The organism is Brevibacillus sp. MER 51 (assembly GCF_023714195.1).
Taxonomy (GTDB): Bacteria; Bacillota; Bacilli; order Brevibacillales; family Brevibacillaceae; genus Brevibacillus.
This window is the reverse complement of the sequence record NZ_JAMAUS010000009.1, coordinates 213494-232065: the sequence shown is the minus strand read 5'-3', so window position 1 is coordinate 232065 and position 18572 is coordinate 213494. Positions and strand designations below refer to the sequence as shown.

Sequence of the window (18572 nt, the reverse complement as noted above, 5' to 3'; positions counted from 1 at the left end):
TCGATAAACCTTTCCATTACCTTACGATGTTGTAAGCTTTGAGAAAAATGTAGGGAGTGACAGGACTTTGGGTAAAAAAGACGAAAAATTCGGAGTATGAGCAATGTATATGAAAAACGAGGGGGCAAATGGAATGAACACCATCGAGCTGAATCAAGCGCTTCAAATGTATGTGAGGACAGAGACCTTTCCCGTAGGAGTTAGCATTCGAAAAGAAGAAGCCGCTCTGCCGTCAAAGGCAAAGCGACCTGTCCGTGATCTGGGTTATCCGATAACCATTTGCCAAGCTGTCGGTTTTTCACGGCGTTATGGCTGGAGCATCGCAATGAATGGAGCCGATCTGTCCTGTCCAATCGCCCAGGTGGCTTTTGGCTATGAAGAGCAGCCAGCATTTTATACAGAGGGACATCTCGCCTGTGGAATGTATACAGATTCATTGGAAAATGGGGCGAAAAGTGAGCAGGATGTCCCGAAATTTTCAGTAGAAGAAAGCGGCTACTACGTATCGTTTCCGCTGGATCGGGCAGAAATTGAGCCAGATGTCGTCGTGATTTACGGCAATGCGGCTCAGGTCATGCGATTGGTGGCGGGGATGCTGTACAAGCGCGGTGGATCGATTCCGTCCACCTTTTCCAGTCGGGCCGACTGTGCGGACATTGCGATCAAGCCGATCCAGACGGGACAGCCGCAAGTGATCGTACCGTGTTATGGCGACAGATTGTTTGCCCAGACACAGGATCATGAGATGGCCTTCAGCTTTCATTTCCGCGATGCCGCCGAGCTGGTGGAGGGATTAGCGGGAACGCAAAAAGGCGGAATCCGATACCCGATCCCGTCCTTCTTGCGCTATCAGGCTGAGTTTCCGCCGACCTATCAAAAGCTTGCTGGGATGTTTGGAGAAAAAAACTAATCCTTCAGTCGGTTGAGCTGGAGCAGATGATGGCGATAGTGCATTTCTACCACGGCAAACCATTCCTTTGCGGTCAGCGAACCGAAGGCTGGGTGAGCCACCGTGTGATGCACAGGAATTTCGTCCAGAGTCGGTTCCAGCTCTTTCATTTGTGCGAGCACGCTGATGAGTCCATCACGCAATTGCTCCTTACTCTCTGGTTGTGCAGGTGTGTACTCAGGGGAGGCAGGGACTTTCACGCGAACGGGAAGCAAGGAGCCTTGAGCAAATATCGTCTGCCCGATTTCGGATTTTTGGGCACCTGCTTCGGTGACAGCAGGTCCTCCTTGTCTGCACTTCTCGACATTTCCCAGATGAAAATACCGGGCAGATTGGATCAAGTGAAGGTACATTTGACCGATCGACCATTCCTCTTCACTTGGTTTTTGCAAGAGTTGTTCCATGGTGAAGCCTTCTAGTTCATGCAGATAGTGGTTTGTCACGTCTTCGAATTTGGTTACGATTTCTTTTGTATTCATGGGCGAATCAGCTCCTCTTGGTTTTCTTGCTTTATCATATGAAAACGCTACTGACAGCAGTATGTCAGTAGCGTTCGAATAATTTTTTGGCTTCTTCGCGTATTCGGCTGCGCAAGGATTCAGGCGTAAGAACAACCGCATCTGCCCCCAACCCAAGTACCCAAGACAATATTTCTTCGATTTGTCTGACGCGCAATCTAACGAGAATGCCGTCCGGATGCTCCGTAATCTCTTCGATAAAAAAATTGCCCGATTCCTTTACCCGATCAGCGATAGCTGCGCTGATGACGATCTGCACCTCCAGTGACCGATCGTCGAGAGGCTGGTAATCAGCAAAATGGAAATGGTCAGGGAGGATAAAGCGGTCTTCCAAAACGATCAGCCCGCTCATGCGTGACAGGCGGAATCGACGAATATCCTGTCGCAGATCGCAATGCGCGAGAAGTATCCAAGAACCACGAACCAGCACGAGACCATATGGAGCAACATCACGAACTGTTTCACGATCATCACCCTCCCCAGGCGTGCCCCTCCGATAGCGGAACCGCACCTTCTGCTCACTAATGATCGCATCGTGGAGGAGCTGCGCGTGCGCTTTTTCCTGTTCGCGCAGATCGTTTGCTCTGGGGCTTACGAGGCGAAAGGTTGAACGGATACGTCTGGTTTGTTCGCCTACATCCTCCGACAGGATCGCTTCGACTTTGCGTTGTACGGCTCTTGCGCTATTTCCAAAGTTTTGGTCAAATGCTTGCTCGACCAAGTCTGCTCCGATTAAGAGTGCAACGGCTTCTTCTACGGAAAAGCTGACGGGCGGCAGAAAATACCCTTCCATTAACGAATATCCCTGACCCGGTGCCCCAACGATGGGGACGCCGGCTTCGCTCAATGCCTGCATATCACGATAAATCGTCCGGACGCTCGTCTCGAAAGTCGCGGCCAAATCTTCTGCGCGTAGCGTACCTTTTCGCTGCAGTTCCAGAACGATCGCCAACAGACGGTCTGTTTTATTCATGCTAGGCTGTTGACCTCCTCTCTATCCAGTTAAGCAACTTTATAAAAATGAATGGACTTCTTTAAAATTATTTTAGATTTACCCTACTTTTTATTTTAACAGTTTTCCCTATCCTACATGTGTAAGTGAAGGAGGAAGCTGTCAATGAAAAAGAGGGTTTTTTGGCTTGTCATTTTAGCGCTGTTCGGATATATCGTTTTTCAAAAAATAACAGAAGGACCACCTAATGATGGCGGATATATCGAAACAGTGGGAGAGGCTACCGGTGTGGGTGTGGAGTACCAATCGATACAAATAACAAAAGATCAAATTTATCAGGGAGACCTTCTCTTGGTCAATAAAGACTATCCGGTTCATGGGGCAGGGGTAAAAAACGATGTGGTTCGGTTGTCTGAGCATGAAGAACTGTTACAAGGCTATACTTTGCTCGATCATAGACTCGAAGTGTCGGAGCGTGTAGCCAAAGAATTTTTGGAGATGGTCAAAGCTGCGCAACAAGATAACGTGAGTCACTTTATCCTGAACAGCGGTTATCGAGGTAAGGAAGAACAAGAGAAGCTGTATGAAGAAATGGGGCCAGCGATCGCGATGCCAAGCGGTTATAGCGAACACAATGTAGGTTCCGCGCTGGATATTGGATCGACGCAAATGAAAATGGAGCACGCCCCTGAAGGCAAGTGGTTAGAAGATCATTCTTGGAAATACGGTTTCATTTTGCGCTACCCAAAGGACAAGGTAGCCATTACAGGAACGGTATTCGAGCCTTGGCACTTCCGATATGTCGGTTTGCCGCATAGCGCGATCATGAAGCAGAATAACTTCTCGCTGGAAGAATACCTGGATTACCTACGAGAAAAAAGAAGTATCTCCGTGACAAACGATGGGAAGATCTACGAAATTAACTACTACCCTGTCGATCAAGAGATGACGATCAATGTACCGATTTCGAGGAACTATGAGATTTCGGGTGACAACATGGGCGGCGTGATTGTGACAAGCTACGTCAACGAGGAACAGAAGGAGTGAATCTAATGAGGAAATTGACTGTCGCGATTTTGTTTGGGGGATGCTCCTCGGAGTATGAAGTATCCCTTAAATCTACGAGTTCGGTGCTGGAGAGCTTGTGTCTGGAAAAATACGAGGTGATTTTGCTAGGAATTACGAGGGAAGGGCAATGGCTTCGATATACCGGCAACATCGAAAGCATTCGGAATGACAGTTGGCATCAAAGTGAGAAGTGTGTGCCTGCCTTTCTCTCTCCTTGCAGACAAGTGCGGGGAATTGTTGCACAGGAGAACGGCGCCATGACGGTCACAAAGGTTGATGTGGTATTCCCGATTTTGCATGGCAAAAACGGAGAGGATGGAACGGTGCAAGGGCTCTTGGAGCTCGCTGGAATTCCTTTTGTCGGTTGTCATACGCTATCCTCCGCGATTTGTATGGATAAGGATATTGCCCACACGCTGGCGGAAAGCTCCGGTATCAAAACGCCAAGATCCGTTACCGTTTATCCAAATACGGACCTTGCAACTGTTCAAGCTGCCACCGAACCACTGGGATTCCCTTTGTATGTCAAACCGGCAAAGGCAGGGTCCTCCATTGGGATTACGAAAGCATACAGCCCATCAGAATTGTTCTTCGGGATAGAAAACGCCCTTTTGCATGATGAAAAAGTGGTCATCGAGGAAAACATCGCGGGATTCGAGGTGGGCTGCGCGGTACTCGGAAATCGTGAGGTCATTGTGGGGGAAGTGGATGAGATCGAATTGCTCCAAGGCTTCTTCAATTACACAGAAAAGTACTCATTGGAGACTGCCCATATCCATGTCCCAGCAAGAATCGACGACGAACTCGCTTATAAAATCAAGCAAACAGCCACCCATCTCTATCAGGTTTTTGGCTGTCGTGGCTTTGCTCGCGTGGATATGTTTGTCACACCAGACGGAGATATTGTGTTTAACGAAGTGAATACGATCCCGGGCTTTACCTCGAAGAGCAGGTATCCAAGCATGCTGCGTGCTGCGGGGATTTCTTATAAAGAGCTTCTTGATACGTTGATTATGCTAGCGTTGGAGGAGGACTAACCGATGACACAATCTCATGTCTTTACGGTTACGTTGAACAGCGACAATTTGCATCACGGCCATCTGATATTGGTAAATCGCCAGTATCCGATCCGCTGGCAAACAGACGACGGTATCCTGCTGAACCGCATGCGGCTGATTGACGGAGCACACAGCAATATGATGATGGAAAACACGGCTGCCCAGATGTTTGCCAAGCTGCTGAAAGCCTGCGACGCAGAGCATACGATTGTCCCTGTTAGTGGCTTTCGCAGCAAGGCGGAACAAAAGGATATTTATGATCAATCCCTGCTCGAAAATGGACAGGTGTTTACCAGTCAATATGTAGCGCGCCCGAATGAAAGCGAGCATCAGACAGGGCTTGCGATAGATGTTGGGGAGAAAAAGGAAGTAATCGATTTTATCTGCCCTTCTTTTCCCGACCATGGCGTATGCCGAATGTTTCGCCAACGTGCCAGTCAATATGGGTTTATCAAACGCTACGACAAAGACAAGGAACAGCTAACAGGGATTTCGGATGAGCCTTGGCATTTTCGGTATGTGGGCTATCCGCATGCTGTTTTGATGGAAAAGCTCCAGCTTTGTCTGGAAGAGTATATCGAGTATGTGAGAAACTACGAATTCTATCAGGAGCATTTGCTAGTAGATAATGAGAGCATTGAAATCTACTATGTAAAAGCTACCGATACAGTTACGCACATCCCAGTTGTGGCTGGTGAGAGCTACGAAATATCGGGAAATAACGTGGATGGCTTTATCATTACGGTGTTTCATCAGGAGGAACGTAATGAACGCGGGTAATGAAAAGCAGTATGGTGGGCTGGATCAATTCCGAATCATTGCGGCGATTCTTGTCATCGCAATCCATACTTCTCCGCTACTGTCCATAAGTGAATGGGCTGACTTTACACTGACACGAACAATAGCCAGGGTGGCGGTTCCGTTTTTCTTTATGTGCACAGGATTTTTCTTCCTGCAAAAGCTTGGCACAGATCGCGACAGAAATGAGTCTATGCTAAAGCAGTTTTTATGGAAAGTAGGAAAGCTATATTTGCTTTCGATCCTTCTCTATCTTCCTGTGAATGTGTATACGGGGTACTTCACGGATGGATTTACTGTATTTTCAGCAGTGAAAGATCTCTTGTTTAACGGGACCTTGTATCATCTGTGGTATTTCCCTGGCATCATGCTGGGGGTGTGTATCAGTACTTTTTTGTATACAAGAATGTCGACATGGAATACGTTTTGGGTGACCTTGCTGCTGTATGGCATCGGGCTGTTGGGAGACAGCTACTTTGGCTTGGCACAGATGAGTTCGTATGTGGATAGCATTTATCAATCAATGTTTACTTTGTTTGATTACACGCGGAACGGCATATTTTTTGCCCCTGTGTTTATTGTCATGGGAGGCATGATTGCCAATACCCGCAGACGGAAAAAGAAAAAGGTCGCACCGTATGCCATCGGGTTTGTTTTGTTCGGAAGCATGCTGGTAATGGAAGGCTTGCTTTTGCATGCTTATCAGCTGCAACGCCATGATAGTATGTATATTTTTTTGATACCGTGCATGTATTTTCTCTTTCAACTTTTATTGTTCTGGAAAGGCAAAAATCGCCCAACGTTACGAAAGCTGAGCCTGTATGTTTATGTCATCCATCCGCTGTGCATTGTGCTCATTCGCGCAGCAGCCAAAGTAACGGGACTGACAGGGCCGCTTGTTGATAATATCTTGGTGCATTTTACACTGGTCACAGTGCTGTCGTTTGTTCTCTCGGTGATGGCGATTAAGATGATGAAGGTGATCCGGCGCTTTCGAGTTGGGAAACCAGATCAAACCGGGCGAGCATGGGCTGATATCCATCTTCCTCATCTCCAGCATAATGTCAGGGAAATCCAGCGGGTTCTTCCCAAGGATTGTTCGATGATGGCAGTCGTAAAGGCGCAGGCATATGGCCACGGCGGTTGGCAAATCGCGAGGTTCTTAAACAAGCTCGGAATTGATCACTTCGCAGTTGCCACAATCGATGAAGGAATCGAACTACGGAAGAAGGGCGTAAAAGGGGAGATTCTGGTGCTTGGCTATACCGATGATTGTCGGATACGCCAAATCGCCCGTTTCAAACTGACGCAAACCGTAGTAGATGACGAATATGCCCAAAAACTGAGCGGCTACAACGTGAAAATCTCTGTTCATGTCAAGATCGACACGGGGATGGCAAGACTCGGGGAATCTTGGGAACACGCGGAAAAAATAGCGGCCATGTATCGATATAAAAATTTGCAGGTATGCGGTACCTTTACGCATCTGAGTGTGGCTGACAGTTTGGAAGCTTCGGATGTCGCATACACGAAAAATCAAATCGCCCGTTTCCAAAAAGTGATCGAACAGCTGAAAGAAAAAGGGATCGATCCACAGAAGCTGCACGTTCAAAGCAGTTACGGCGTGCTGAATTATGGGGAGCTGCAATACGATTATGCTCGGATTGGGATCGCTCTCTACGGAATGTTGAGCAAGCAGGAAGACAAGGTGAAAACGAGCATCGACTTACGACCTGTGCTATCACTGAAAGCCAGAGTTGTGCAGGTGAAACAAGTGGAAAAAGGAGCATCCGTGGGTTATGGACGTGCCTATGCAGCGCAGAAAGACAGTAAGATTGCCATCGTATCCATCGGATATGCAGATGGGGTTCCACGCATGCTGTCACAAGCGGGGGCTACCTGCTTGATCAAAGGAAAAAGGCGACCGATTCTTGGCTTTGTCTGCATGGATCAGCTTATTGTAGATATTACAGATATGGAAGCAGTGCAAAAAGGAGATATGGTGACCTTTATCGGCAGAGATCAAGAAGAGGAGATCACTGCTGAGGAAATGGCCCAACAGTGCAAAACCATTACGAACGAGCTGGTCAGCCGTTTGGGAGAACGTGTCAAAAGAGTCTATCAAGATTGAGCCTTGGACGAAAACGAGTGTAGGGAGTGGTTCATTTTTCCATGGTGAAGAGGAGACATAGTTTTCGTGCCAAAATGCTTGGGCTTCTTGGGCTTGGCATGCTTCTGGCCGGTATCGTAACCTATCTGCTCTATAAAGTGCTCCAGTTTTACTATAAGGCGGGGGTTAAGTACGAAGATCGGCTCGCCCAGGTTCGCCAATTCATCAGGGAGATGGGGGATATCAATTTCTTTTTGATTGTCTTTGCTCCCATCGCGATCTTGTTTTTCTATCTCCTGACCAAACGATATGCTGGCTACTTTCGGGAGATTTCTACGGGCATTCATTTTCTCGCGAGTGGAGACTTTACAAGGCATGTCCATATTCCATCCAATGATGAGTTCGCAGATATTGCCAAGGATATCAATCAAGCAAGCGAGATGCTGCAAAAGGCGGTAGAAAGAGGAGATTTCGCCGAAAGCAGCAAGGATCAGCTTGTTTTGAATCTCGCGCATGATTTGCGTACACCACTGACATCCGTACTGGGTTATTTAGATTTAGTTTTGCGAGATGGGCAGATGTCACAAGAACAGATGCGGCATTATGCGACGATTGCTTTTACCAAGTCGCAACGATTGGAAAAGCTGATTGATGAGCTATTCGAAATTACGAGAATGAATTATGGCATGGTCAACATCGAGCAAAAGGTTATTGATTTGAGTGAATTGCTTGTCCAGTTAAATGAAGAGATGTATCCCTCCTTTGAGAAAAATGAGCTGGTCTCGCGGTGTACAATTGCGGCTCAATTAGTGATCGTGGGAGATGGGGAGCTTTTGGCGCGCGTATTTGAGAACATTCTGACCAACGCGATACGCTATGGGGGCGATGGTCACTTTATCGATTTGAACGCTTATCGCGAGGGCGATGAAGTGGTTGTGCAAATCTTGAATTACGGTGACCAAATACCTGAGGAGGCGCTGCCGCATATTTTTGAAATGTTTTTTACGGGCGACAAAGCGCGAACGCATCAAGGGGGAGGCACAGGGCTCGGCTTGTATATTGCCAAAAATATCGTCGAGAAGCATCGGGGAACGATTTCTGTTCAAAGTGATTTGATTCGTACATGTTTTGAGATCAGGTTGCCAAACGGAAGCAAGGGCTATCCAGAAAGTCAGTGAGTACGACTTTCTGTAGACCAAGTAAGAGCCGTAATTCCATTTATCACGTGTCACGTTAATGATTTGTTTGTTTTTCACAGATATAGATAGAAAATGGGCTAGGGAACCTCATTCCCTAACCCATTTTTTCATTCACTGCACTTAAATCAAATTCTCCGGGTTCAAGCCTTCCAACTCTGGCAACACAAAGCGCCCATCTTTTCTGATCAGCACATCGTCAAACCAGATTTCGCCGCCGCCGTATTCAGGGCGTTGGATTTGGACCAAGTCCCAGTGAACGGAGGAGCGGTTGCCGTTGTCTGCAACTGTGTAAGCATTTCCTGGCGTGAAGTGGAAGCTGCCCGCGATTTTTTCGTCAAACAAGATGTCCAGCATCGGGTGGAGGATGTGCGGGTTGAAGCCGATCGCGAATTCTCCGATATAGCGTGCGCCCTCGTCCGTGTCGAGGATGTCGCTCAATGCTTTGGTATTGGAGCTGGTCGCTTCCACGATTTTGCCTTCTTTGAAAGTGAATTGCACATCATTGAAGGTAATGCCGTTGTAGATTGATGCCGCGTTGTAGAAAATCGTTCCTTCTACGGAATCGCGCACAGGAGCGGTGTATACTTCGCCATCCGGGATATTGCGTTTGCCGTCGCACTTGATGGCATTGATTCCTTTAATGGAGAAGCGCAGGTCTGTTTTTGGACCGACGATGCGTACGCGATCGGTGCGCTCCATCAGCTCTTTCAACGGAGTCATGGCAGCGGACATTTTCGCGTAGTCCAGATTGCAGACGGAGAAGTAGAAGTCCTCAAAGCCCTCGAGACTCATTTTGGACAGTTGCGCCATCGACTTGTTCGGGTAGCGCAGTACAACCCAGCGTTTGTTCGGAACGCGCTCGTTCGTATGTACAGGTTGATACAGGACGCGAGCGTAAATGCCCATTTTGTCTTCTGGTACGTCGGCATACTCGTTGATGTTGTCGTAAGCGCGGATGGCGATGTAAGCGTCCATGTCCTTCATCCGGTCATACTCGTATTTTGCCATCAGAGCCATGTGTTCTTCGCTCGTGCCTTGATAGAGTGCACGCATGACTTCCTGGTCTTTCAAGGTGACCAAAGGCAGAGCCCCAACTGCAAATGATTCACGCACAAGTGCACGAACGAGTTCAGGTTGCAGGCCTGTATTTTCGATCAGAACTTTTTCGCCTTTTTGCAAATTAAGCGAGTAACGGACGAGACGGCTTGCCAGTTCATTAATGCGTGGATCTGCCATGGTGGTAACCTCCGTAGTAAAATAATTTTGATTAATGATTAATTTGTATTATTACATAACTGAACGTAGGCTCGCCAGTGTGTTTGATGCTCAATTACAGGCAAGCCTCGTAGATCGCGATGACATCGGCTTCATTCAATTTTCGTGAGCTAGGCAGATACCCGATTCCGCGTCCGCCGATGCGAACCGCTTCTTCGGCCATTTGGGCCAGCGATTGTTTGGTCACACCGAAGTCAGACAGACGCTCTGTGATTCCCATGCGCTCATACCAATGGCGAACGGCTTCAATCGTTGCTCGTGCTGCTTCGCCTTCGTCCTCCACGGTAACGCCAAAGCAATGACGTCCCATACGGGCTAGTCTCTCGGGACGATCTTGCAATATCACTTGTTCGAAATATGGAAGGGACAGGATCGCCAGTCCGCGACCGTGAGCCATATCGTAGATTCCGCTCAGCGGATGTTCAACTCCGTGCAACGGCATGCCAGCACCGCGACCGCCAGCAGCGAAGGGACTGATGCCCAGCGTGCTCGCCCACAAAAGGGTTGATCGTGCTTCAGCGTTGTCTGGTTGCTGGATCGCTGTGATGGAGTGCTCGACGACAAGGCGAATGAGTGTTTCGGAAATCCCGTCCTGAACGTGGGTTCCTTCCGCGCTGATCAAATAGTTTTCAAACAGATGAGAAAAGATATCCGCGCAAGATTCCGCTGTGACACGAGCTGGAACGGTAAAGGTCACAGACGGGTCAAGAATGGCAATCTTCGGGTAAAGTGCTGGACCGTTGATCGAAGATTTTTCATGCGTATCCCAATGAGTCAGGACGCTGATATGGTTTGCTTCCGAACCTGTAGCGGCTACTGTCGGAACGGTCATGATCGGCAGTGCTTCCTGAACAGGTACCAGCAATTGACCAGAGCCGCTCGGATTTCCCCGCATGTAATCGTAAATCGGGCGTCCGGAAACGGCTGCTGCCGCAATCGCTTTGGAGGCATCCATCACGGAGCCGCCACCGATAGCGAGGATGAAGTCACACTGATGCTCACGAGCAAGAGCAGCTCCGGCATCAACCGTTGCCGTACGCGGATTCGGTTCGATTTTGTCAAAAACAAGATACGCCACTTGAGCTTCCTGCAACAGAGCCTTGGCGCGGTCCAAAAGTCCTGTACGTTTGGCCGCATTGCCGCCTGTGACGAGCAATGCTTTTTGGCCCATCGATTTTGCTTCTTGGCCCAAACGCTCCAGTTCGCCCATGCCAAAGTAAATTTTGGTAGGAAAAGACACTTCAAATGGAAACATCTGAAATTCCTTCTTTCACGTATTGGTTGTACCACTGACAAGTTTATCATAAACAAAAGAAAAGAGCCTGCCCGGAGGGGAAGGCTCATCTTGTTCAGGCAACGCGAAAGCGATCACTGATCTCTTGCAGCCGCTCAGATAAGGATAGAAGCTCCGTTGCCAATTGACGAGATTTTTCAATGGAGGTGAGCTGTTCTCGCGAGGCGACCAGCATTTCTTCTGTGCTGCTTTTGGTCTCTTGTGAAACGGCAACAAACGCATCGAATGCCATGTCTACGGTGTGCAAGTCTTCGGTTATGTCGGATAACCCCTCGTTGGCAATATGCAGCTCTCCCGTTGTCTGATCGACAGCTTGTCGAAGCTCAAGAAAAGCAGATGCAGCGTCTGAGAGCTTTTGCAGGCTTTGCTGAAGCTGTTCGGATGCTTGTGAGGTTTCGGAGGAAATCTCATGGGTTTGTTCCTGAACAGCGTCCATCAGCCGCGTAATTTCTAATGTAGCGTTTTCCGACTCGCTGGCTAGCTTGGCTACCTCGTTGGCCACGACAGCAAATCCGCGTCCGTTTTCTCCAGCACGGGCTGCTTCAATACTGGCATTTAAAGCGAGAAGCTTGGTTTGCTTCGCCACGTTTTGGATCAGATGAACAACATGTCCAATAGATTCTGATTGTCGACGCAGTTCTGTCATGCGGGTGTCGACCTGTGTGTACGTGTGGGAGAAGCGGTTGATCATCGTGTTCAAATCATCGATACGATTTTGTCCATGGTGGGTGACTGTCTGCATCTTTTTACCCGCTTCAATCACAGAAAAAATACGCGCAATCAGTCCATCCATCGATTGCTTGATGTGCTGAAAAGAGGCGCTGGCACCATCTGTTGAGGCAGCTGTTTGTTCGACGCCTTGATTGACTGTATCGAGACGAAAAGACAGCATCGACGAACGATCGCCTGCTTCATCGGCTGTTTGCCTGATTGCGATGCCGCCTTTGTTCAGTTCCACAATCATGAGTTGGATCTCGGCAATAATCTCGCACATTTGTTCTACCATATGGTTGAAGCTGTTAGAAATCCCGCGAATCTCTGGACCCTCGTTTTGCAAAAGGGCACGATGGGTGAGATCGCCCGAGCTGACCTGTTGCATGGCCGCAATCAACGTCTGAAATGGCGTGGTTATCCCCTTCACAACCAGCAAGCACAGCAACAAGGAAAGGACGAGACTAGCGAGAATGGTCATCACGATGATTTTGGTTATCTCATAGAGAGGACCTAGATAGGACCCTGCAAAACGTCTATGACGTATATGTAGCTCTCCTCAGGAGAATGGGTAAAGGCCAGTGTATGTATGTGGTCATCGACAGGGACGTGAATCACGCCGAAGCGCTCCGCTTCCATCCGTTTCGCAATATCTTGCGGGATTTCAATAGCGCCCTTTGTCACTTTTTCAATAGGATAAAAAGCTCCATTTTTGACCAAATATTGCAGGAGTATCAAGCCTTCTTGAGACAGATTACTTTCTTGCTGTTGCAATTCGTATTGAAGACGCTTTTGATAGGATTGATCGTCGCTAGCAAAAGTGAACTTCAAAAGCGAAATTTTTTCGGTGGTCTTGTCCGTCTCTGAGTCAAGGCGGGACTCCATTTGTGAAATCATCACCTGTTTTGCCTGGGTGTAAAAGATCCAGCCAATCATGCCAGAGGAAACGAGCAGGATGAACAGTAGTGGGATCGTCAGCTTGGTACGGAGCCGCACTTGCCTGTGTAAGCGAGAAAAGGGAGTGAGTAAATGGCGAAAGATAGCGTGCATCTCCAGTTGCCTCCTGATAAGTGGATGGTCGAAAAGTCCCGAGACTAAGGACTATTGTAATCAGGAGATGTAAAGCCAGTATGGAGAACATGTAAACGAATGTTAACATCTACCGTTCGAAAAACATACAGTAAATCCCGAACATTTGTCGAAGTCTATTCCAGCATTTTTCGTTGATAAATGCGTATGTTTGTGTTTTAATGTATTTGAAACGTTCGTGAATTAACCTAAACTCAACCTTTTTGACTGGGAAGGTGACTCCTACAGTGGAAAAACAGGAACAACTCTACGAAGGTAAGGCAAAACGTATTTATCGGACATCTTTGCCTGATCAGTACTGGGTAGAGTACAAAGACGACGCAACAGCATTCAATGGAGAGAAACGGGCGCAAATCACCGGAAAAGGCGAGTTGAACAACCGCATTACGGCAATCTTTTTCACCATGCTGAAGGAGCGGGGCATCGACAACCATTTTGTCCGTCTGCTGTCCGCCACAGAGCAAGTTGTTCGCAAAGTGGAGATTATCCCTTTGGAGGTAGTCGTCCGCAATATCGCAGCAGGCTCATTGGCCAAGCGTCTTGGCATGGAAGAAGGAACTGTGCTTCCGCAGCCCGTTGTCGAGTTTTACTACAAGGATGACGCACTGGGAGATCCATTGGTGAATGCCTCCCATATCAAAGTGTTGGGGATTGCAAGCGAGAGTGACCAGGCGACATTGGAGCGCATGGGTCTTGCTGTAAACGAGGTCCTCGTACCTTACCTGCGCGAGCGCAACATTACCTTGGTCGATTTCAAACTGGAATTCGGAAAAACAGCGGACGGGGAGATTCTCCTCGCCGATGAAATATCCCCGGATACATGCCGTTTCTGGGATTCGGTAACGAATGAAAAGCTCGACAAAGACCGCTTCCGCCGCGATTTGGGCAATGTGGAGGAAGCTTACAAAGAAATGCTTACGAGACTAGGAGGAGACGTACATGTTTAAAGCTGTTGTTTATGTAACATTGCGCGAGAGTGTTTTGGACCCGCAAGGACACGCTGTAAAAGGTGCTCTGCACACCTTGGGTTTTGATGAAGTAAACAATGCGCGTATCGGGAAGTACATGGAGCTGGAATTGAACACTTCTGACCGTGCGCAAGCAGAAGAGCGTGTACGTGAAATGTGCGAAAAGCTGTTGGCCAATACGGTGGTAGAAGACTACCGCTTTGATATCGTGGAGGGCTAAGGATATGCGAGTAGCTGTTATCGTCTTTCCAGGCTCGAACGCCGACATTGATTTGTTTAACGCAGTTGAAGATGTAATGGGAGTGCCAGTGGATTACGTATGGCATTCCGATACGGATCTTTCTAAATATGATGCGATTCTCTTGCCAGGCGGATTCTCTTATGGAGATTATCTGCGCTGTGGCGCGGTCGCTCGTTTTTCACCCGTTATGGAGCAAGTAGTGAAAGCAGCAGAAGAAGGCAAGCTGATCATGGGAATCTGCAATGGCTTCCAGATCCTGACCGAAGTCGGGCTGTTGCCAGGAGCACTCTTGCGTAACCGTTCACTGAAATTCCGTTGCAAGCTGTCCGAATTGCGTGTGGAAAACAACGATACCTCCTTTACCCGAGATTTCGCGGCAGGGGAAGTCATCCAAATTCCAATCGCGCACGGCGAAGGAAACTACTACTGTGATGAAGAAACGCTGGCGAAGCTTAAAGCGAACAAACAAATCGTTTTCCGCTATCATGGCGAGAATCCGAATGGTTCACTGGAAGACATCGCGGGCATTTGCAACGAACGTGGAAACGTACTTGGCATGATGCCTCATCCGGAACGTGCCGTCCATTCTTGGATGACTTCCGATGACGGACGCCGCATGTTTACCTCGATCCTGAAGACTTGGAGGGAGCAGAACAGTGTCACAACTCACGCATAAAGAACCGACAGCCGAACAAATTGCCGATCAAAAACTGTACAAAGAAATCGGTCTGACTGACGAAGAATACCAGCGTGTCGTAGAAATTCTCGGCCGCAAGCCGAACTGGACGGAGACAGGTTTGTACAGCGTCATGTGGTCGGAGCACTGCTCTTACAAAAACTCCAAGCCTGTCCTGCGTCGTTTCCCGACAAAAGGACCTCGCGTTTTGCAAGGACCAGGGGAAGGTGCGGGTATTGTCGACATCGGTGACAATCAGGCTGTTGTTTTCAAAATCGAAAGCCATAACCACCCATCTGCGATCGAGCCGTACCAAGGAGCTGCGACTGGCGTTGGCGGTATCATCCGTGACGTATTCTCGATGGGCGCGCGTCCGATTGCGCTGCTCAATTCGCTTCGATTCGGGGAGCTCAAGTCTCCTCGCGTCAAATATTTGTTTGAAAATGTAGTAGCTGGTATCGCAGGCTACGGGAACTGCATCGGGATTCCGACTGTGGGTGGCGAAGTGAATTTCGACCCTACGTATGAAGGCAATCCGCTTGTCAACGCCATGTGTGTCGGCTTGATCGACCACGAGAAGATTCAAAAAGGGGTAGCGTCCGGTATCGGCAACCCTGTTATCTACGTTGGTTCCAGCACAGGGCGCGATGGTATTCACGGAGCGACCTTCGCATCCGAGGAGCTCACAGAAGAGTCGGAGAAAAAACGCCCGGCAGTTCAAGTTGGCGATCCATTCATGGAAAAGCTCCTGCTGGAAGCGTGCCTGGAGCTGATCGACACAGGTATCGTCGTCGGGATTCAGGACATGGGAGCGGCAGGCTTGACGAGCTCCAGCTCCGAAATGGCCTCCAAGGCGGGCAATGGTATCGAAATGAATCTGGACCTGGTGCCACAGCGCGAAGCTGGCATGTCTGCATACGAAATGATGCTGTCTGAGTCACAGGAGCGTATGCTCGTCGTCGTGGAAAAAGGCAAAGAGGCAGAAGCGATAGCGATTTTTGACAAATGGGGTTTGGCGTCCGCTGTCGTGGGCAAAGTAACCGAAGACAGCAAGCTGCGCTTGTTGCACCAAGGTGAGGTAGTAGCAGAGGTGCCAGTAGACAGCTTGGCAGACGACGCACCTGTGTACCATCGTCCATCTGCGGTGCCTACTTACTACGAAGCAAATGCGAATGTAGATGTGTTGGCAGCCATCCAAGAACCGAAAGATCTGAATGGTACGCTGAAAAGCTTGCTGGCTCAGCCAACAGTGGCGAATAAAGCGTGGGTATACGAGCAATACGATCACATCGTGCGTGCAAACACAGCTGTAAAGCCTGGTTCTGACGCTGCTGTTGTCATGGTGCGCGGTACTCGCAAGGCACTTGCCATGAGTACAGATTGCAACGGTCGCTATGTGTACCTCGATCCAAAAGTGGGCGGTGCCATTGCGGTTGCAGAATCTGCGCGCAACGTCGTCTGCTCCGGTGCAGAGCCGCTGGCGATTACGGACTGCTTGAACTTCGGAAGTCCGGAAAAGCCTGAGGTGTTCTGGCAATTTGAAAAATCGTGCGAGGGCATGAGCGAAGCGTGCGTAGCACTCGATGCTCCGGTTATCGGCGGAAACGTATCTTTTTACAATGAACGCAGCGGTGACGCGATCTATCCAACCCCAACGGTGGGAATGGTCGGCTTGATCACTGATGTTGACCATATTACGACCCAGGATTTCAAAAACGAAGGCGACGCGATCATCCTGTTGGGCGAGACCTTCGCTGAGCTGGGCGGCAGTGAGTATCAAAAGATGGCTACGGGCAGCATTTCCGGACGTCCTCCGCAAATCGATCTGACAAAGGAAGCGGCAGTACAAAAGCTGGTTCTCACAGCGATTCGCCAAGGTTTGGTGAACTCCGCACACGATCTGTCCGAAGGTGGTCTCGGCGTCGCACTGGCTGAATCTTGCTTCGGCAAAGGCGTCGGTGCGCAGGTGACTCTTGCGTCCGAGCTGCGTGCTGACGTGCTCCTGTTCAGTGAATCTCAATCGCGCATCTTGCTCAGTGCATCTGGAGAGCATGCGGCGGCGATTCTCGCATTGGCAGGTGAACATGGCGTACCTGCTGAAAACATTGGTACGGTTGGCGGTGATCGTCTGGTAGTGAACGTGAACGGTACAGAAGCAATCAACGCTTCGACTCAAGAGGTGAAAGCAGCCTGGAAGGATGCGATTCCATGTTTGATCGGCTAATCTGGGACAAATTGAACGAAGAATGCGGCGTCTTTGGCATCTACAACCACAAAGAAGCATCCCAATTGACCTATTTGGGTCTGCACGCCCTTCAGCATCGCGGTCAGGAGAGCGCAGGTATCTGCGCCTCCGACGGCGTGAAATGGTATAAGCACCGCGGAATGGGTCTCGTGTCAGAGGCTTTTGGCAAGGGTGATTTGGAGAAGTTTAGCGGTCATATCGCGATTGGTCATACCCGTTATACGACTGCTGGCTCGAGCAAGATTGAAAACGCCCAACCGCTCTTTTTCCGCTATGCACAAGGCAGCATGGCAGTTGCCCACAACGGGAATCTCGTGAACGCTGCTGTGCTTAGAAAAGAGTTGGAAGCAAAAGGCTCCATTTTCCAGACGACCAGTGACACAGAAGTGATCGCACATCTGATTGCTCGTTCAGAGAGCAAAGATTTGCCGGGAGCGGTGAAGGACGCTCTGCAATACATCAAGGGAGCCTATGCACTTCTCGTCATGAACGAGAATCAGCTCGTGATCGCTCTCGATCCGAATGGCTTGCGTCCGCTGTCATTGGGACGACTCGGAGATGCGATCACTGTCGCGTCCGAGACTTGTGCGTTCGATATCATTGGCGCGCAGTACTGGCGTGATGTGCAACCGGGTGAGCTGATCGTCATCGACAAGAATGGCATTACCGAGAGCAAGCATACAGAAACGACACAGCGTTCGATTTGTACGTTTGAATACATTTATTTTGCCCGACCAGATAGCGACATCGACGGAATCAACGTCCACATGGCGCGCAAACGCCTCGGCAAGCAGTTGGCATTGGAATCCGCGATTGATGCTGATGTCGTCACAGGTGTTCCTGATTCGAGTATTTCTGCTGCTATCGGATTTGCGGAAGCGACGGGAATTCCGTACGAAATCGGCTTGATCAAAAACCGCTATGTGGGACGTACCTTCATTCAGCCGAGTCAGGAGCTGCGTGAGCGCGCTGTCTATCTCAAGCTGTCTGCAGTTCGCAAAGTAGTGGAAGGCAAGCGCGTCGTGATGATTGACGACTCCATTGTTCGCGGTACGACGAGTAATCGGATTGTTCGCATGCTGCGTGAGGCTGGCGCCAAAGAAGTGCATGTGCGCATCAGCTCTCCGCCCGTTATGAATTCTTGTTTTTACGGCATCGACACCTCGTCGCGTGAGGAACTGATTGCGTCGACCAAATCGGTAGAGGAAATTCGTCAAATCATTGAGGCTGATTCGCTGTCGTTCTTGTCTATTGAAGGAATGATCGATGCAATTGGCCGCAGTGATTCGGCTCCTAATAGAGGACACTGCCTCGCATGCTTTAACGGAGAATATCCGACAGAGATTGAGTTCGAAGAAGCGCTACCTGCGCTTAAATGCTAACAGTGCTACTTATGAACAACCGCTAATACAAGCACCTCT

The 18572-nt window shown here is 49.2% G+C and carries 17 protein-coding genes; 11 read left to right on the top strand and 6 right to left on the bottom strand.

All coding sequences use genetic code 11. From position 1 onward, the window contains the following. Positions 1-133 precede the first annotated feature (133 nt). On the top strand, positions 134-910 hold the full coding sequence (locus M3630_RS20250; RefSeq protein WP_251253288.1) for a DUF169 domain-containing protein: 777 nt from the start codon (positions 134-136) through the stop codon (positions 908-910). Here M3630_RS20250 and M3630_RS20245 read toward each other — a convergent pair. Continuing rightward, complete coding sequence (locus M3630_RS20245) at positions 907-1428, bottom strand: DinB family protein (RefSeq protein WP_251253287.1); 522 nt, start codon at positions 1426-1428, stop codon at positions 907-909. The two genes, M3630_RS20250 and M3630_RS20245, sit on opposite strands and share 4 nt — an antisense overlap. A gap of 64 nt (positions 1429-1492) precedes the next feature. Continuing rightward, positions 1493-2440, bottom strand: a complete 948-nt coding sequence (locus M3630_RS20240) for a helix-turn-helix transcriptional regulator (protein WP_173610697.1) — start codon at positions 2438-2440, stop codon at positions 1493-1495. Between the two features lie 144 nt (positions 2441-2584). Here M3630_RS20240 and M3630_RS20235 point away from each other — a divergent pair, with 144 nt between their 5' ends. Genes M3630_RS20235 through M3630_RS20215 form a run of 5 tightly spaced genes read left to right on the top strand, consistent with a single transcriptional unit; the run spans position 2585 to position 8631 of the window. Further along, positions 2585-3466 (top strand): M15 family metallopeptidase, encoded by an 882-nt coding sequence (locus M3630_RS20235; RefSeq protein ID WP_251253286.1) that lies wholly within the window; start codon positions 2585-2587, stop codon positions 3464-3466. 5 nt (positions 3467-3471) lie between these two features. Continuing rightward, the gene (gene vanG / locus M3630_RS20230; protein ID WP_251253285.1) at positions 3472-4524 is read left to right on the top strand and encodes a D-alanine--D-serine ligase VanG; all 1053 of its coding nucleotides are present in this window, start codon (positions 3472-3474) and stop codon (positions 4522-4524) included. Between the two features lie 3 nt (positions 4525-4527). Further along, entirely contained in the window at positions 4528-5325 is a 798-nt protein-coding gene (locus M3630_RS20225; protein ID WP_251253284.1) for a M15 family metallopeptidase, read from the top strand. After that, on the top strand, positions 5312-7474 hold the full coding sequence (vanT, locus tag M3630_RS20220) for a serine racemase VanT catalytic subunit (protein ID WP_251253283.1): 2163 nt from the start codon (positions 5312-5314) through the stop codon (positions 7472-7474). The genes M3630_RS20225 and vanT overlap by 14 nt, the downstream gene beginning before the upstream one ends. Positions 7475-7515: 41 nt before the next feature. Beyond that, complete coding sequence (locus M3630_RS20215; protein WP_251253282.1) at positions 7516-8631, top strand: sensor histidine kinase; 1116 nt, start codon at positions 7516-7518, stop codon at positions 8629-8631. A 141-nt stretch (positions 8632-8772) separates the two neighbouring features. On the opposite strand, the gene M3630_RS20210 is transcribed toward M3630_RS20215, so the two are convergent. The 4 genes from M3630_RS20210 to M3630_RS20195 form a co-directional block, all read right to left on the bottom strand. After that, complete coding sequence (locus M3630_RS20210) at positions 8773-9888, bottom strand: aminopeptidase (RefSeq protein ID WP_251253281.1); 1116 nt, start codon at positions 9886-9888, stop codon at positions 8773-8775. 94 nt (positions 9889-9982) lie between these two features. Beyond that, the gene (locus tag M3630_RS20205) at positions 9983-11182 is read right to left on the bottom strand and encodes an iron-containing alcohol dehydrogenase (RefSeq protein ID WP_251253280.1); all 1200 of its coding nucleotides are present in this window, start codon (positions 11180-11182) and stop codon (positions 9983-9985) included. Positions 11183-11276: 94 nt separating this feature from the next. Beyond that, positions 11277-12413: a methyl-accepting chemotaxis protein gene (locus M3630_RS20200; protein WP_251253303.1), complete on the bottom strand. Its 1137-nt coding sequence runs from the start codon at positions 12411-12413 to the stop codon at positions 11277-11279. Between the two features lie 32 nt (positions 12414-12445). Next, positions 12446-12982, bottom strand: a complete 537-nt coding sequence (locus M3630_RS20195) for a hypothetical protein (protein WP_251253279.1) — start codon at positions 12980-12982, stop codon at positions 12446-12448. 266 nt (positions 12983-13248) lie between these two features. Here M3630_RS20195 and purC point away from each other — a divergent pair, with 266 nt between their 5' ends. From purC to purF, 5 genes are read left to right on the top strand one after another with little or no spacing between them, the layout of a single operon-like run. Beyond that, positions 13249-13968 carry a phosphoribosylaminoimidazolesuccinocarboxamide synthase gene (gene purC, locus M3630_RS20190; RefSeq protein ID WP_012684340.1) on the top strand — a complete coding sequence of 240 codons (720 nt, stop codon included), beginning with the start codon at positions 13249-13251 and terminating at the stop codon, positions 13966-13968. Then, complete coding sequence (purS, locus tag M3630_RS20185) at positions 13961-14209, top strand: phosphoribosylformylglycinamidine synthase subunit PurS (protein ID WP_007717324.1); 249 nt, start codon at positions 13961-13963, stop codon at positions 14207-14209. Before purC ends, purS begins: the two co-directional genes overlap by 8 nt. A 4-nt stretch (positions 14210-14213) precedes the next feature. After that, complete coding sequence (gene purQ / locus M3630_RS20180; protein ID WP_017249709.1) at positions 14214-14906, top strand: phosphoribosylformylglycinamidine synthase subunit PurQ; 693 nt, start codon at positions 14214-14216, stop codon at positions 14904-14906. Next, positions 14887-17130 carry a phosphoribosylformylglycinamidine synthase subunit PurL gene (purL, locus tag M3630_RS20175; RefSeq protein WP_251253278.1) on the top strand — a complete coding sequence of 748 codons (2244 nt, stop codon included), beginning with the start codon at positions 14887-14889 and terminating at the stop codon, positions 17128-17130. Before purQ ends, purL begins: the two co-directional genes overlap by 20 nt. Beyond that, positions 17115-18533, top strand: coding sequence for an amidophosphoribosyltransferase (purF, locus tag M3630_RS20170; protein WP_251253277.1), 1419 nt, complete (start codon positions 17115-17117; stop codon positions 18531-18533). Before purL ends, purF begins: the two co-directional genes overlap by 16 nt. Positions 18534-18572 lie beyond the last annotated feature (39 nt).